At 39.7% G+C, this 15,593-nt stretch carries 10 protein-coding genes; 8 read left to right on the forward strand and 2 right to left on the reverse strand.

Features of this window, described 5'->3' with window-relative positions:
• Positions 1 to 103: 103 nt before the first annotated feature.
• The 7 genes from F606_RS0102160 to F606_RS0102190 all read left to right on the forward strand — a co-directional run bounded on the left by F606_RS0102160 (position 104) and on the right by F606_RS0102190 (position 11,752).
• Positions 104 to 874: a MurR/RpiR family transcriptional regulator gene (locus tag F606_RS0102160; protein ID WP_019552218.1), complete on the forward strand. Its 771-nt coding sequence runs from the start codon at positions 104 to 106 to the stop codon at positions 872 to 874.
• A gap of 325 nt (positions 875 to 1,199) precedes the next feature.
• Positions 1,200 to 3,290 carry an alpha-glucoside-specific PTS transporter subunit IIBC gene (locus tag F606_RS0102165; RefSeq protein WP_019552219.1) on the forward strand — a complete coding sequence of 697 codons (2,091 nt, stop codon included), beginning with the start codon at positions 1,200 to 1,202 and terminating at the stop codon, positions 3,288 to 3,290.
• Positions 3,291 to 3,305: 15 nt separating this feature from the next.
• On the forward strand, positions 3,306 to 4,985 hold the full coding sequence (locus F606_RS0102170) for a glycoside hydrolase family 13 protein (RefSeq protein ID WP_019552220.1): 1,680 nt from the start codon (positions 3,306 to 3,308) through the stop codon (positions 4,983 to 4,985).
• Positions 4,982 to 5,755 carry an HAD-IIB family hydrolase gene (locus tag F606_RS0102175; RefSeq protein ID WP_019552221.1) on the forward strand — a complete coding sequence of 258 codons (774 nt, stop codon included), beginning with the start codon at positions 4,982 to 4,984 and terminating at the stop codon, positions 5,753 to 5,755. Before F606_RS0102170 ends, F606_RS0102175 begins: the two co-directional genes overlap by 4 nt.
• Positions 5,756 to 5,816: 61 nt before the next feature.
• Entirely contained in the window at positions 5,817 to 7,061 is a 1,245-nt protein-coding gene (locus F606_RS0102180) for an S-layer homology domain-containing protein (RefSeq protein WP_019552222.1), read from the forward strand.
• A 152-nt stretch (positions 7,062 to 7,213) separates the two neighbouring features.
• Positions 7,214 to 10,357, forward strand: coding sequence for a pullulanase X25 domain-containing protein (locus tag F606_RS0102185; protein WP_019552223.1), 3,144 nt, complete (start codon positions 7,214 to 7,216; stop codon positions 10,355 to 10,357).
• Between the two features lie 69 nt (positions 10,358 to 10,426).
• Complete coding sequence (locus tag F606_RS0102190; RefSeq protein ID WP_019552224.1) at positions 10,427 to 11,752, forward strand: 6-phospho-alpha-glucosidase; 1,326 nt, start codon at positions 10,427 to 10,429, stop codon at positions 11,750 to 11,752.
• 124 nt (positions 11,753 to 11,876) lie between these two features.
• On the opposite strand, the gene F606_RS0102195 is transcribed toward F606_RS0102190, so the two are convergent.
• Together F606_RS0102195 and pdxR are read right to left on the reverse strand one after the other, a co-directional pair.
• Entirely contained in the window at positions 11,877 to 12,536 is a 660-nt protein-coding gene (locus F606_RS0102195; RefSeq protein ID WP_019552225.1) for an NUDIX hydrolase, read from the reverse strand.
• Between the two features lie 136 nt (positions 12,537 to 12,672).
• On the reverse strand, positions 12,673 to 14,181 hold the full coding sequence (pdxR, locus tag F606_RS0102200) for a MocR-like pyridoxine biosynthesis transcription factor PdxR (protein WP_019552226.1): 1,509 nt from the start codon (positions 14,179 to 14,181) through the stop codon (positions 12,673 to 12,675).
• A 183-nt stretch (positions 14,182 to 14,364) separates the two neighbouring features.
• On the opposite strand from pdxR, the gene F606_RS0102205 reads away from it, so the two are divergent.
• Positions 14,365 to 15,576, forward strand: coding sequence for an aminotransferase-like domain-containing protein (locus tag F606_RS0102205; protein WP_019552227.1), 1,212 nt, complete (start codon positions 14,365 to 14,367; stop codon positions 15,574 to 15,576).
• Positions 15,577 to 15,593: the final 17 nt, after the last annotated feature.

Consider the following 15,593-nt stretch of genomic DNA (forward strand, 5'->3'; position numbering starts at 1 on the left):
AAACAGGATATATGAAATTATAATTTTATACGGTATAGACTTTGAGATTTAAATTAGGTATGGTTGGAATATTAATTTTGATAGCAAAAGTAGGGGATTGAATATGAATTTAGAAGAGCTGATTAACAAACATAAAAGTTCTTTAAATCAGACGGATATGGTGATTTGGAAATATATTTTTAATCATAAGCAAAAATGTCGGCATATGTCAATTCATGATTTGGCAAAGGAATGCTGTGTGTCGAGTACGACGGTTGTGCGGTTTGCCAAGAAGCTTTCGCTCGATGGGTTCAGTGATCTAAAGGCTGTATTGAAAATGGAAGAAGAAGGTTTTTTGAATGATGAAAAAGATGTTTTAGAAGCGATTGCAACTTTTTATCATCATAGCTGGCGTGAATTGGTGAAACGTAATTTTGATGATGCCAGTAAACTGATGTATCGTGCTAAACGTGTTTTTGCCTATGCATCAGGATACGTACAAAGCAACGTTGTTCAAGAAATAAAGCGTTTATTTTTTTATGATGATGTATTGGTTTACGAAGTTAAAGGAAAAGAAGAGTTTCATTCTTTAAATCGAATTTTGACACCGGATGACTTGGTAATCATTGTTTCTTTGAGTGGCGAGACACCCTTGGCTGTTGAATTTGCGCAGACCTTGCAGCTTAAAGAAGTTCCCCTCATATCGATTACGCGTTTGCATGATAACTCCCTAGCGAGTTTGAGTACCGAAAATTTATACATTACACCGGCAATTTTCCAACTTTATGAAGTCGGTGAAAATAAAAAACCATATCAATCGATGATGCCTTATTTTTTGTTAATTGAGATATGGTATGTGAAATACAAATTGTATCGAAAAAATAAAATCAAATGACATAAAATGAAAACTGCTTTCGCTGCTGTCGAGAGCAGTTTTTATGTTTTTTATCCGGATGTACCAAAGTACATAAAATGTACTTTGGTACGGTTTTGTGTCAACAAGCCATAATGCCTTGAATCTATTGAATGCAACAACATAAGAGGTTATTATAAAAACCAAGATATCTTAACACGGTTTCCTGTGTTGGTTTGGTTTTGTGTCATGACAAAATTATTTTATTGAATTTATCAGAATTGGAGCGCTGCAGCAATTAAAAATTCACAAAATTCTCATTATGCAACGTGAGTCTGTCAGCTATGAAATTGGAGGAGGTATGGTTATGGTAATCAATAAGGACGTTGTCATGCAAAATGTACAGCGTTTTGGCGGAGCGATGTTTACGCCCGTTATATTATTTTCATTCTTTGGTATTATGGTCTCGTTATCGATTATTTTTAAAAATCCCGATATTGTGGGTTCCCTGGCCGATAAGGGAAGTCTCTGGTATGCAGTTTGGTATGTAATTGAACAAGGTGCCTGGACTGTTTTTGCGCAGATGCCATTGTTATTTGCACTTTCTCTGCCTATTGGGTTAGCTAAAAAAAATCAGGCTAGAGCCTGTATGGAAGCTTTTGTAATCTATGTAGTATTCAATTATTTTGTCTCAGGAATACTGACATTAGCGGGTCCATTTTTTGGTGTCGATTATAGTCTGAACGCCGGCGGTGGAACGGGATTGGCAATGATTGCTAATATTAAAACACTTGATATTGGGATGCTGGGAGCAATTTTGATTTCAGGGATCACAGTGTGGCTGCATAATAGACTTTTTGATGTTGATCTTCCTGATTACTTAGGTATTTTTAAAGGATCGTCACTCGTCGTTGCCGCAGGATTTTTTTTGATGTTGCCCGTAGCTTATTTTTTCTGCCTGATTTGGCCAGGGATCCAGCATGCGATTGGCACATTTCAGGAATTCTTAAAAGCGAGTGATGCCATTGGAGTCTGGCTCTATACATTTTGTGAACGAATTTTGATTCCGACAGGGCTTCATCACTTTATTTATACGCCATTTATTTTTGGCCCAGCCATCGTTGATGGTGGCATACAACAATATTGGCTGCAGCATTTACAAGATTTTGCAACTTCGTCGCATTCGTTAAAAGAAATGTTCCCCGGAGCAGGGTTTTCGCTGCATGGATCTTCAAAAATATTTGGTATTCCAGGGATTGCCCTGGCGATTTACGCGACAGCTAAACCAGCAAAAAAGAAAGCCGTTGCAGGTCTTTTAATACCAGCAACGATTACAGCTGTTGTCTGCGGGATTACCGAACCACTTGAATTTACCTTTTTGTTTGTAGCACCAGTACTGTTTCTGGTACATGCTTTGCTGGCCGCAACACTGGCCGCAACACTGTTTATGTTTGGTGTAGTTGGATCGTTTGGCGGGGGCCTGATTGATGCTGTTGTGCAAAACTGGGTACCGTTATTTAAATATCATTCCACAACTTATATTATACAAATAGTAGTGGGGTTAAGTTTCACGGCAATCTACTTTTTTGTATTTCGTTATCTTATTTTAAAAAATGATTATAAAACTCCAGGTCGTACCGATGAGGATGAAAAATTGTATTCCAAGGCGGAGTACAAAGCAAAAAAAGCCTTGGAAGGGAAAATGGGCGAAAATGTCAAGATCGATGAACGTGATCTTAAAGCAGCCGTTTTTCTTGAAGCACTAGGCGGTAAAAATAATATTAAAGATGTCACAAATTGTGCAACGCGTCTACGAGTGACTGTTGTTGATGATGCTTTAGTTAAAAGTGTCAGCACTTTTACCAAAGCAGGTGCCCATGGTTTAGTGAAAAATGGACATGCCATTCAGGTCATTGTAGGATTGTCCGTTCCACAAATCAGAGAACGTTTTGAGGCATTGTTGCAAGATAAGATGGCCGAAGATGTCATTTCCGGTACAGAAAAATCGACGATGTTAAAAGCGTTTGTCAGTGGCAAAGTTATACCTATCACACAGGTTCCCGATGAAATGTTTTCCCAAAAAATGATGGGTGACGGTGTTGCTGTATATCCACAAACTGAACTTGTAACAGCGCCAGCTGATGGTGAAATCACAATGGTTATGGAAGGTTCAGGCCATGCAGTTGGAATGCGACTGGAAAGTGGTGTGGAGCTTTTGATCCATATTGGGCTTGATACAGTCAAGATGGAAGGCCGCGGTTTTCAGGTTAAGGTTAAAGCCGGACAAAAAGTTAAAGCTGGAGAAGAATTGGTTAAATTTGATAAAAATCTTATTGAGCAGGAAGGATATTCGTCGCTTGTTATTTTAGCGGTTACAAATTCTACAGAATATCCATTTATGAAATTATCAGCGGGTATGACGGCAAAAGTGAATGAAACCGTTATAGCTACATTTTAAAAGGAGGGAAGCGCGATGGATAAATTAAAATGGTGGCAGAAGACGATGGTATATCAAATTTATCCGAAGAGCTTCTATGACAGTAATGGTGATGGAATCGGTGACTTGACGGGTATTACTCAAAAATTAAGCTATATCCATAATTTGGGCGCTGGCGCAATTTGGCTGACACCGATGTATAGTTCCTCCATGATTGATAATGGCTATGATGTTTCTGATTACAGGAATATTGCACCGGAATATGGCACGATGGCTGATATGGAAGCGCTGATTCATGAAGCAAAAAAATATGATATTCGTATTTTGCTGGATTTGGTGTTTAATCATACCTCGGATGAACATGTCTGGTTTCAGGAATCTCGTAAGAGTCTCGAAAATGACAAACGTGACTGGTATATCTGGCGTGATGCTAAACCGGACGGTTCACCACCAACAAATTGGCGTGGTATTTTCGGTGGATCAGCCTGGACTTTGGATGAATGTACCGGACAATATTATTTGCATACGTTTGCGGCAAAGCAGCCGGATCTCAACTGGGAAAACGTGAAGGTGCGCCAAGCAATGTATGATATAGCTGAATTTTGGCTCGACAAGGGCGTTGGCGGGTTCCGCATTGATGCGATAACCTATATAAAAAAGCCGGCTGTGTATGATGACTTACCAATCGATGGACCTGACCGTATGGGAAATGTGCATCAGGCAACAGCAAATCAGTCAGGTATTTTGGACTTTTTACAGGAATTTAAACAAGCGGTTTTTACTGGCAAAGATATTGTAACGGTAGCAGAGGCCAATGGTGTCAAAGCTGAGGAATTAAAGTATTGGGTTGGTGAAACAGGTATATTTGATATGTTGTTTGAGTTCAGTCACATTTCTTTAGATATGGAAGAGTCCAGCTTATGGTATCAACCAATTCCCTGGAAACTCACACAATTGAAACGGGCCTTGTCGGAAAGCCAGCGGGCGACGTCAAATAATGGCTGGTATCCAGCATTTTTTGAAAATCATGATCAGCCGCGTTCGATCAATCACTTTTTCCCTGAGGCGGTTGATGCAGAGTTGGCAGCTAAAGTGTTAGCTACCGTTTTACTCACATTGAAAGGAACGCCGTTTATTTATGAAGGACAAGAATTGGGGATGACGAATACGGCCTGGCCATCGATCCAATGCTATGATGACATTTCATCGCATGGACAATATCAACTTGCGCGGCAAGCGGGTTTGTCGGATCAAGAGGCATTGAGGTTTATTCAAAAATACAGTCGCGATAATGCTCGGACACCTATGCAATGGAACAATCAAAAAAATGCTGGTTTTACCACAGGGAAACCATGGCTGCCAGTAAATGAAAACTATCGAAACATCAATGTTGCGTGTGAACAAATGAAAGAAAATTCTGTTTTTAATTATTATAAAAAATTGGCGGAGCTTCGTAAAAACTATGAAGCTTTATTACAAGGCAGATATCAGGAACTATTGAAAAGCAATGAATCAATTTATGCTTATTTGAGGATACTGCCAGAGCAAACGATATTAATAATTTGTAATTTTTCGGACAAGCAGACAGCGTATGAATTGCCAAGAGAACTCATTATAAATAAATTGTTGATGGGTACTTATGCCGATGCACCAGAAAATAGGCTGCGTTCTTATGAAGCGAGAATCTATCTCTGCGAAGGGAGCAATGTCCTTTGAAACTGGCAGCAAGTGATTTTGATGGGACGCTCTTTGTTGAGCATGAAATTGCTAAAGAAACGGTTGAAGCGATTCTTTCGTGGCGTCAAGCAGGTCATAAATTTGGCGTAATAACCGGTCGTGATTATGGGATGTTATTACCACAACTTAAATTTTTTGGCGTTGAATCTGATTTTTCCATATGTAATAATGGAGCAATTATTTTTTCGGAAAATGGTACGGTTTTGTACCAGGCGAAAATACAACCATCGATATTATATGATTTAGCCACGCATCAATGTTTGACCGACAGCTTGCATGTTGCATTTTCACAAGCAGATCAAACCTTCGTGTATCAAGCAAAAGCCGGTTCCTGGATTGTCCGCGAAGGCAGACAATGGAATTTTCCTGTCCAAATGATAGAGGTTGAGAAAATTTCTTCTTTGCGGCAGGTTCAACAGATTTCTTTAGGATTTTCGCAGCAAGAGCAAGCGGCACAAGCTGCTGCACAGTTGAATTTGTTGTTTGGCGACAAAGTACAAGCCTGCCAAAATCGCGGTAGTGTTGATATTACACCGCTGGGAATTGATAAGAGTACCGGAATCGAGATGCTTTTGCAAATGAAACAATGGGAGCAGGCCAATGTGTATGTTATTGGTGATGAAAGCAATGATTTATCGATGATTTGTAAATTTGGCGGGTATGCAATGGCATCCGCACGTGATCTTATTCAACGGCAAGCAAAAAAAAGTTTTATTTCTGTGGGAAGTATGTTGAGAGAATATAGGTAAATAGGATAAATCTTGATCATGATTTGTAACACAAATAAAAATAAAGGACGTTGATTATAGCATGAAAATGAAAAAAGGCTTATTGGTATGGATGATTACGCTAACATTGGGAGCACCGACAAGTGCATTTGCGGCATCGGCAAATAGCTTTAATGATGTACCGAAGGATCATTGGAGTTATGCGGCACTGGATGAATTAGCAAAAGATGGAATTATTGAAGGCTATGCCGATGGATCATTTCAGGGAAATCGAACAATGAGCCGTTATGAAATGGCAACAATTATTGCTAAAGCAATGGATAAATCTAAGACAGGTTCATTGGGCGATCAAGCTTTAGTGGAAAAGCTTGAAAAAGAATACGGCAGTGAACTAGAAGCTTTGGATAAAAAAATTGATGCTGTAAATGCGCGAGTTGATAATGTGAAAATAACAGGATTTGTTCGAACCCAGTGGGATAGTGATAAATCAGCAGGGGCCAATAACAATGGCAATAAAAGATTCTATATGGATTTGGAAGGCCAAATGAAAGTTTCAGATCAATGGACAGCAAAATTTCAGTCAGAAACAAATCGTCATTATTCACATAATGATAGTACAAATAAAACGCATAAGGGGCAAGATGATAGCGATACTGGAACATTTCAAAGAATTTGGGTCGATGGAACGATTGCGAATAATTGGTATGTAAACATCGGACGTAAATGGAGTGGAATTGGCTATCAGAATATGCTGCAAGGCGGCGAAACAGACGGCGCGCAATTCTGGCATCCAATTTCGAAAGATTTGACGCTGAGTGGTTGGTATTTCGCACCAACTTGGGATGGTGCGGATTATGATCTTTATGGTGTCAACGTCTTTGGTAAGATTGCAAAAAATCTTGAAGTCAATGTTGCGTATGGTCAGGCGAATCAAGAAAAATGGTTTGGTGATAAATACGCCGCCATTGATTTGCGAACACAAATTACACCTACGGTGAAATTGACGGGGACTTATGTATGGACTGGCGCGGATAAAGATAATACGGATAAGGCGGTACGGCTAGATTATAAAGGAGCAGATATGAAGCATGTTGGATCATTTGGTGCCTATACTCGGTATGTAAATTATGGCGCGAATGGCGATATTGGGCATGATGATGAATGGGGTTCTTTGCCAAGTAATATGAAAGGATGGATTTGGGGCGTAAAATATGTGCCATGGCAAAATGTAGAATGGGAAACATTGTATTCTAAACAAAAAATAAATGCTAATAGTACAAATGATGATAGAAAATTGTTCCGGACAGAATTGGATTTTCATTTCTAAATAACAGGGATCTATATATAAGCATTAAAGAAATTATAGCTAGTCATCAGTCTGCCAGGAATGGGATATAGGCATACTCCATTCCTGACGATTGTCATATAGAATATTTAGTGCAACTTATAGAGGTAGAAATTTGTAGAGGAGCGAAATCTATGGCACATAAAAAGAATGGAATGCGTGCTATTGTTTTAGCAGTTACACTTGGTTTGTTTGCAGCTCCACTGATTGAATTACCCCAAGTGGATATCAACTGTATTGCAAAAGCAGAAGCAGCACAGTCAGAAGAACAAATGGTTATACTTGCTGGTAGTTTGCAAAGTGAACTGGGGGGCAGCCAAGTCTGGGATCCGAGTGATCAAAAAACGCGGATGAATTATATTGGTAATGGAAAATATGAACTTCAAGGCAAACTCCCCGCAGGAGATTATGAATTTAAGATTGCGATTGGTGGTAGCTGGAGCGAAAACTACGGTGATAAAGGGCAGCCTAATGGAGCAAATATAGCACTGCATCTTAAATCTGCACAAAACGTGACGTTTGATTATGATGGGATTACACATCTTGTTACGTATCGTTATGCTGGGATGGCTGCGCCACCAGCGGGAAAAAAAGAAACTACTGTAGTTGAGCAGCAAAGAAAAATAATGGTTGCAGGCAATTTGCAGCGTCAGCTTGGTGCAGCTAAGGACTGGGACCCCAGCGATATGAAAACACAGATGAAAGATTTGGGGCATGGCTTTTACAGCTATACGACAAATTTGCTCGCAGGGTCTTACAGCTATAAAATTGCAGTCAATGGAAGCTGGAATGAAAACTATGGCTTGAATGGCAATGCTGATGGTTCTAATCTCCAGCTGACCTTAGCTAAACCGCAAGCAGTGACATTTTACTACAATGATACAACACACAAAATAAAAGACAGCAGCAGTTACAAGTTATTGTCGGATCAGGACTTACCTATAGTCAGCGGCGATTTTGCAAAGATGGTCAAAGGTGATCCTTTGATGCGAGATACAATTCTTGATGGATTTTATATGACAAGTCTTGAGGCAAAAGCCGGAACCTATCATGTGACGATCAGGCAAAAAGGCAAGCAACTGGCAGAGCAGCCTATTATCGTAACGAAAGACAGTAAGCTGTCGCTTTATTTTGATGCAAAAACTGGTAAGCTGCTTGTTGACGATGGTAGTATTCATGAAGATAAACTTTATCATAATACTTGGGAACTTTCGAGTCGGGAGCCATTTGAAGCAATTAAAGCAGGTGATAGTGTGACTTTGGCTATCAGAGGACAAAAAGGCGATATCAAAAAAGCACAGCTCGTTTTATTCAAATCAAGAATTGTAGCCAGCGGCGGCGATGAATACAATATTGACTACAGTGCCGGAACGACGACGGTTTATGATCTAGATTTTGTCGGCAGTCAAAATGATCAAGATATTTGGTCTAAAAAAATTCAAATTAACGATAATGGAGTTTATGGCTATAAATTTATTCTTAATGGAATTAAAGAATATGGTGATGATGCAAAACAGGGACAGACGGGGATGGTTACATTGCGTGATGCAAAACCATTTCAACTGACTGTTTATCGAGCCGATTACAAGACACCAAATTGGGCGAAAGAAGCGGTAACGTACCAGATTTTCCCGGATCGTTTTTTTAATGGCGATCCGAGTAATGACAATGCGAAGACAACTGCCCGAGGCTCTCAGCCGATTCAACACAAAAACTGGAATGAATTACCAACAAATCATTCGCGAACACCGCAACTTGATGGGGATTCATATGAATGTAATGACTTTTTTGGTGGGGATCTAGTCGGGATTACGAAAAAATTAGACTATTTACAAGATCTTGGTATTACCGCAATCTACGTGAATCCAATCATGGAAGCAGCATCAAACCATCGGTACGATACGGTGAATTATGAAAAAATAGATCCCTTTCTTGGCACACAAAAAGATTTTGATAATCTGATTAAAGAGATGGATAAACGAGGCATGCACTTGATTATGGATGGTGTGTTTAATCATGTCGGGGATGACTCAATCTATTTTGATCGCTATGGTAAGTATAAAACGGTGGGTGCCTATGAATACTGGTCAAGAGTTTATGAGTTTATGAATACGAAACATATGAAACAGCCTCAAGCTGAAGCGGCTGCAAAAAAATCTTTGGTGGCTGCAGGGCAAGTGTTCAGTTCCTACAATTGGCAGAATTGGTTTGATATATCAAATGAAAAAACTACCGATGAAATGGGAACGACATATAAATATCATTCCTGGCAGGGTTATTCAAATCTTGTTCCGTTCAAAGATTTCCCGCCAGTAGTGAATTCACCTGTGAAAGATGAACCAAACCAGTTAAACAATATTGATCTTGATAAATATTTTATCGATGATGATAATGCTATCATTACAAGCTGGTTTAAAAAAGGGCTAGCTGGCTGGCGATTTGATGTGGCCAAAGAAGTTCCTGCGGAATTTTGGGAAGCTGTGAGAACTAAAGTGAAGACACTAAAAACAACACAAGGCGATGAACCATTGCTGCTTGGCGAAATATGGCAGGATGGATCACAGTTCCTTACTGGGGATCAGTTTGATTCCGTCATGAACTATAAACTCAGCTTTGCCGTAGGAGATCTGTTTTTGAATAAAGGCGATGCAGCAGCAGCGGATGCTGAACTCAAAACGTTACAGCAAAATTATCCGAAAGAAGCTCTGTATGATTTGATGAACATTGTGGATTCACATGATGTGGTTCGCGCTATTTTTAAATTTGGCGGCGGCAAGGATAATCTCACACAAGCTTCTTTGAAAGATTTCAATTATGAAGAAGGTAAGGCTAAACTTAAGCTGGCAGCAACGTTCCTTATGGGTTATCCGGGAATGCCAACAATTTATTATGGTGATGAAGTCGGTGTATATGGAAGCTCAGATCCTGATTGTCGTAGAACTTATCCTTGGGGGCATGAAGATCAAGAGTTATTAAGCTATTACAAAAAAATTATCAAAGTCAGGAATGATCACAAAAAGCTCTTTGCGCATGGTGATGTATTTACCTTAAAAGCAGACGGTGATGTTTATGTTTATGGACGTTCTAATCAAGGTAAAGACGCTATTATAGCCATGAATCGCGGCAATTCCAAAGAAATTGTTTTGGATGCATCGAACTTTGCGGAAGGGACTCTCTTCAAAGATGCACTGGATGATAACTATACAGTTTCGGTGCAAAATGGCAGGCTGACACTTGCACTCGGTACCTTAAAAGCAAGAATGCTGCTAAATGAATAGGGCTCTTTTGGCAATGTGTTATTAGAAAAAATAAAAAAATGGATAAAATATTCTGGAGGCGTATATAGTATGGATAAGAAATTTTCGGTAGTTGTAGCAGGCGGGGGCAGTACCTTTACCCCGGGTATTGTGATGATGCTTTTGGCTAATTTGGATCGTTTCCCAATTCGTAAATTGAAATTTTATGATAATGATGCAAAACGGCAGGAAATAGTAGCCAAAGCATGTGAAATTATTTTGCGGGAAAAAGCACCGGATATTGAGTTTGAAGCAACAACAGATCCACAGACAGCATTTAGTGATATTGATTTTATTATGGCTCATATTCGTGTTGGTAAATATGCAATGCGTGAGCTTGATGAAAAAATTCCGTTGAAATATGATGTGCTTGGTCAGGAAACTTGCGGACCTGGCGGCATTTCATATGGTATGCGTTCGATTGGCGGTATAATAGAAATCATTGATTATATGGAAAAATATTCTCCGAATGCTTGGATGCTCAATTATTCGAATCCTGCTGCTATTGTTGCTGAAGCAACTCGTAAACTTAGACCTAAAGCTAAAATTTTGAATATCTGCGATATGCCAATTGGTATTGAACGTCGTATGGCCGCTATTGCCGGGTTGAAATCGCGTAAAGATATGGAAATTCGTTACTATGGATTGAATCATTTTGGCTGGTGGACGAGTATAATGGATCATCAAGGTAATGATCTGATGCCGAAAATCCGCGAATATGTAGGACAAAAAGGGTATAATCTTGATAATCCAGAATTTAAAGCGGATCCAAGCTGGAGCGTTACGTACGATATGGTTAAAGAATTTTATCAGCTGGACCCTAATACTTTACCGAACACGTATCTGAAATATTATCTCTGTCAGGATGAAGTGGTTGAACATGCCAATCGTGAATATACAAGAGCCAATGAAGTCATGGCAGGAAGAGAAAAAACTGTCTTTACTGAATGCCGGCGAATTGCAGAGGTTGGTACAGCCCAAAACTGTGGGTTTGAGGTGGATGAGCATGCGTCCTATATTGTTGATTTGGCTCGTGCGATTGCCTACAATAGCAAAGAAAGAATGTTATTGATTGTTGAAAATAAAGGTGCAATTTCAAATTTCGATCCAACAGCTATGGTTGAAATTCCTTGCATTGTTGGCTGCAACGGACCCGAACCTTTGACGGTGGGCGCTATTCCACAATTTCAAAAAGGTCTGATGGAGCAACAGGTATCTGTCGAAAAATTAGCAGTAGAAGCCTGGGCGGAAGGCTCTTATCTGAAACTCTGGCAGGCAATTACGATGTCGAAGACGGTTCCTAGTGCTCGTGTTGCAAAACAAATTTTAGATGATCTAATTGAAGCTAACAAAGATTACTGGCCAAAATTGAAATAAAATAAGTAAAACAAACTGGATACCAATACGGTACCCAGTTTGTTTTACTTTGCGATTTACCAATGTATAAATGCTTAATTCACCCACACATTCGTCGTTGAAAATTCGCTGACTTTAATCAAGATTAAGGCAGCAGTTTGGAGCAGATATCACGAATAATCCGTGCTGTTAAACCCCAGATAATGCCTTCGTTTGTTTGATACGTAAAAATACGCTGACGAAATTGTCCCCAGGGTTTTTGATATTGTGAGGGCAAGCCTAATTCTTTTGCGGGGAATAAATAGACTTCTTCATGCTGACGATTGATATAGGATGGATGATTTTTTAAGATAACGTTATAGGTAGAAGGTGGATTTTTTTCAAAAAAGGATATGGGCAGTGTGAAGGCATGATCTACCTCGGCCGGGTTTGATTTTATATCGGCAAGCGTGTAGTCTGCCGTAGCGATAAAGGTATCGATCGTTTTTCCCAGTGGGACAACTAGCGTATCGAGCTGACCAATGATAGAAATTTTGTCAGAGCAAAGACCTAGTTCCTCTTCGGTTTCGCGTAAAGCAGTTTGCCTTAGTGATATGTCTTTTTTGGGGTCGTATTTGCCACCGGGAAAACAAATTTCACCCGCTTGCGAAATAAAGGCACTTCTTTTTTGCAGCAGAAAATGGTATTCATTTTCTATCGGCAGTAATAAAACGAGTACAGCGGCAGGCATATATTCATCGATTCCCTGAATACCCGGGACCATTGGCAAGGATTTTTTTAGATTTTGCAATTCTTCGTTTTGCATAAAGAGTACCTCGGTTTCAATTTGGTTTGGCTTATCGTATATTTTTATGAATAGTATAGCATATTTTACGATCAGTGTATTTATTGATTGCAAGGTAAACATGGTTCGGCTTTTTGAAATAATTTACAAGTGCGACTCAAATCAAAGGGAGTCCTGCTGCAGGGCAGGGGGGGATTTTATTTGTCGATAAGGTCATAAGTAATTGACCGATACGACGTATGCCTTCTTTAAGAAGTTCTTCATTGTGTGTTGCAAAACAGAGTCGGATCTCATTACTGTGCGTGCCGTTCGTGTAAAAGGCAATACCGGGAACAAAAGCAACTCTGCTGACAGCGGCACGGTGCATGAGTTCAGTGACCGATAGCGGATGTTTTATTTTACACCAAATGTAAAAGCCGCCAGCTGGTACGGAAAAATCAATCGTTTCCTTACAATAACGTCGGAGTGCATGAACCATTGCATCCCGACGTTTTTTATATTCACTGCGAACTTTGGTCAGATGATCGGCAAGAATATTTTCTTCGATACAGACCAAAAGGATGAATTGTGCTAGGTTATTGCTGTGCAGGTCAACATGCTGTTTTTCTTGGGCTAAGCGATTTATTACTGGTTGTGCTGCTGTTACCCAGCCAGTTCGGAGTCCTGGCAGCAGTGTTTTTGAAAACGTACCGATATAGATGACACCGCCATAGGTATCAAGACTTTTTAAAGAAGGTGGTGCTGGTTTTTCATAATATAATAAACTATAGGGGTCATCTTCGATGATGACTAAGCGATAGCGTGCGGCAAGTTCAATTAAAGCCTGCCGGTCATCTAATGACATCACACGACCAGTTGGATTTTGAAAAGTCGGAATCGTATACATTAATTTGGGACGATAACGGATCAAGTAATCTTCCAAAAGTTCCAGATCTAAATGGTCAGAATCTGGTAATGTTAAGATGCGGGCACCTGCGGCTTCTAAAGCTTGAATGGCACCTAAATAAGTTGGTGATTCGACGATGACGTAGTCCTGCTGTTCAATAAAAGCCTTTACAGTCAAATAAAGACCTTGCTGTGAGCCGGATACAATGAGGATTTGATCTGGTGTTGCCTGACTGCCAAATTGTGACTGCCATTTTGCTATGGATTGCCGTAAGGGAAAATAACCTTCTGTGGCTATATAGCCGTAGTCCGTGTGAGTGAAAGTATCTTTTCTTTTCGTGAAAGCCAATTCAATCAGGTCAAGCGGGTAAAAGCTTGGATCGGGCATACCAGCCGCCAGCGAAATGGTTTCCTCGGCGGTTGGCGCTGCAATTAATGTTCGTAAGAGTGAAGCCATTGGTGATTTATATTGAGGAGAAAACAATTGCTCCCAGGCCATAGAACCATCAACAGTTGGTTTTGTACTATCGTTCACATAGGTGCCACTGCCCATTTTTGACTGGATAAGACCACGTTCTTCCAACAAACGGTAGGAACTGAGTGTAGTTGTACGGCTCACCTTTAACATTTTTGCCAGTTCTCGTTCAGGCGGTAATTTCGTACCTCGCGGCAATGTAGAATCTTTGATTTTAGCAGCTAAACAATTTGCTAATTGTACATAGAGCGGTGCATCATGTGAAGCAGAAATATGAAGACCAATTATTATTTTAGTAATATCCATTGTGCATAAAACCCCATTTTTATTTAAAATTATCCGAATTGGTACTTTATTTATATTATATTGGATATTTACGAAGAATACTATCTTTGTTAGTATAAATAAAATAAAAAAACTTCTGTGGGAATTTATTGATAGCCGAAAAACGGTTCGTATGGAAACAAGATGATAAGGAGTGGAAAAGTTATGACGGTTACCTTTGCCAGAAGAATGGATGGGCTCAAAGCATCCGAAATACGTGAAATATTAAAACTTACTCAACAAAAAGATATGATATCTTTTGCTGGAGGGCTACCAGCGCCAGAATCTTTTCCAGTTGAAGCAATGCAAAAAGTTGCTCAGAAAGTTTTAGAACAACAGGGCAGTCAAGCGCTTCAATATTCGACTACAGAGGGCTATGAACCGTTGCGGGAAAAAATCGCTGAGCGAATGAATCGTAAATTTGCGACAAACGTTCAGGCGAACAATGTTTTAATCACTTGTGGTTCACAGCAGGCCTTGGATTTTTCAGGAAAATTGTTTTTGAACGAAGGCGACATTGTATTATGCGAAAGTCCAACCTATTTGGCGGCAATTAGCGCCTTGAAAGCTTATCAACCGCGCTTTATTGCGATACCAACCGATGCGCAGGGAATGGTGCTGGCCGAACTCGAGAAAACATTAGCTTCACAGAAAAATGTGAAATTGATTTATGTAATACCGGATTTTCAAAATCCAACAGGCAATTCATGGCCTTTAGAAAGGCGCCGCGGTTTTATGGAAATTATCAATCGATATCATATTCCGGTGATTGAAGATAACCCATATGGTGAATTGCGTTTTGAAAACAAAATTATTCCAGCTTTAAAGTCAATGGATACGAATGGTTTGGTTATTTTTACCAGCACTTTTTCCAAAACATTTTGTCCGGGACTACGTATCGGTTGGATTGCTGCCGAAGAAAAATTCATTGAAAAATATGTATTGATTAAACAAGGTGCAGATTTATGCACTTCAATCCGCAGTCAAATGGAAATTGCAACATATATGGACGATTATGATTTTGAAGGAAATGTGGAAAAATTAATTCAATTGTATCGAGTCCGGCGCGATGTTATGATTGAAATGTTAGAAAAAAATCTCCCTCAAAATGTGACATTCACGCACCCACAAGGGGGACTGTTCCTTTGGGTGCAGCTGCCAGAAGATATAGATGCCAGCGAATTGTTGCAAGATTGTTTAAAAAAGAAAGTTGCTTTTATACCAGGCGAGTCTTTTTTCCCTAATGGTGGTGGGAAAAATACATTTCGGCTCAATTATTCCAATATGGCTGAGCTGAATATTCGTGAGGGGATAAAACGGCTGGTACAGGCTATTATTGAATATCAAACTGACTCGAAAAAAAGAGTTGTTGGATAAAATGATTATATTTGAAA

The organism is Propionispira raffinosivorans DSM 20765 (assembly GCF_000381065.1).
Classification (GTDB): domain Bacteria; phylum Bacillota; class Negativicutes; order Selenomonadales; family Selenomonadaceae; genus Propionispira; species Propionispira raffinosivorans.

Coding starts and splice junctions, on each gene's coding strand:
- F606_RS0102205 (WP_019552227.1), top strand. CDS start 14,365: ATGACGGTTACCTTTGCCAGAAGAATGGATGGGCTCAAAGCATCCGAA.
- F606_RS0102165 (WP_019552219.1), top strand. CDS start 1,200: ATGGTAATCAATAAGGACGTTGTCATGCAAAATGTACAGCGTTTTGGC.
- F606_RS0102180 (WP_019552222.1), top strand. CDS start 5,817: ATGAAAATGAAAAAAGGCTTATTGGTATGGATGATTACGCTAACATTG.
- F606_RS0102195 (WP_019552225.1), bottom strand. CDS start 12,536: ATGCAAAACGAAGAATTGCAAAATCTAAAAAAATCCTTGCCAATGGTC.
- F606_RS0102185 (WP_019552223.1), top strand. CDS start 7,214: ATGGCACATAAAAAGAATGGAATGCGTGCTATTGTTTTAGCAGTTACA.
- F606_RS0102190 (WP_019552224.1), top strand. CDS start 10,427: ATGGATAAGAAATTTTCGGTAGTTGTAGCAGGCGGGGGCAGTACCTTT.
- F606_RS0102170 (WP_019552220.1), top strand. CDS start 3,306: ATGGATAAATTAAAATGGTGGCAGAAGACGATGGTATATCAAATTTAT.
- F606_RS0102160 (WP_019552218.1), top strand. CDS start 104: ATGAATTTAGAAGAGCTGATTAACAAACATAAAAGTTCTTTAAATCAG.
- pdxR (WP_019552226.1), bottom strand. CDS start 14,181: ATGGATATTACTAAAATAATAATTGGTCTTCATATTTCTGCTTCACAT.